The sequence below is a fragment of the Lysobacter sp. TAB13 genome, from assembly GCF_052113885.1.
Taxonomy (GTDB): domain Bacteria; phylum Pseudomonadota; class Gammaproteobacteria; order Xanthomonadales; family Xanthomonadaceae; genus Lysobacter; species Lysobacter gummosus.
In genome coordinates this window covers 1-627 of the sequence record NZ_JBFRDR010000087.1, presented here as the reverse complement: position 1 = coordinate 627, position 627 = coordinate 1, and the positions used below count along the sequence as shown (strand labels likewise).

Annotated in this window: 1 protein-coding gene; it reads left to right on the top strand. The window is 64.5% G+C overall.

Features of this window, described 5'->3' with window-relative positions; translation table 11 throughout:
- On the top strand, positions 1 to 534 hold a 534-nt coding region (locus AB4Y92_RS25245), incomplete at its 5' end, for an EF-Tu/IF-2/RF-3 family GTPase (protein ID WP_441822110.1).
- Between the last annotated feature and the right edge of the window lie 93 nt (positions 535 to 627).

Sequence of the window (627 nt, the reverse complement as noted above, 5' to 3'; positions counted from 1 at the left end):
GTGTTCTCGATCTCGGGCCGTGGCACGGTGGTGRCCGGTCGCGTCGAGCGCGGCATCGTCAAGGTYGGCGAGGAAATCGAGATCGTYGGCCTGAAGGACACCGTGAAGACGACGGTGACCGGCGTSGAGATGTTCCGCAAGCTGCTGGACCAGGGCCAGGCTGGCGACAACATCGGCGCGCTGCTGCGCGGCACGAAGCGCGAGGACGTCGAGCGCGGCCAGGTGCTGTGCAAGCCGGGTTCGGTGAAGCCGCACACCAAGTTCAAGGCCGAGGCCTACATCCTGACGAAGGAAGAGGGCGGCCGCCAYACGCCGTTCTTCACCAACTACCGCCCGCAGTTCTACTTCCGCACGACGGACGTGACCGGCGTGGTGCACCTGCCTGAGGGCACCGAGATGGTGATGCCTGGCGACAACATCGCCATGGAAGTGCACCTGATCGTGCCGATCGCGATGGAGGAGAAGCTGCGCTTCGCCATCCGCGAAGGCGGCAGGACCGTCGGCGCCGGCGTCGTCGCCAGCATCATCGCGTAACGCGTTTTCGTGAGGGCGAAGGCCCTTCCAAGGGCCTTTGCCTTTTCACGTCACGGAGAGAACAAGACCATGAACGGTCAGAACATCCGGATC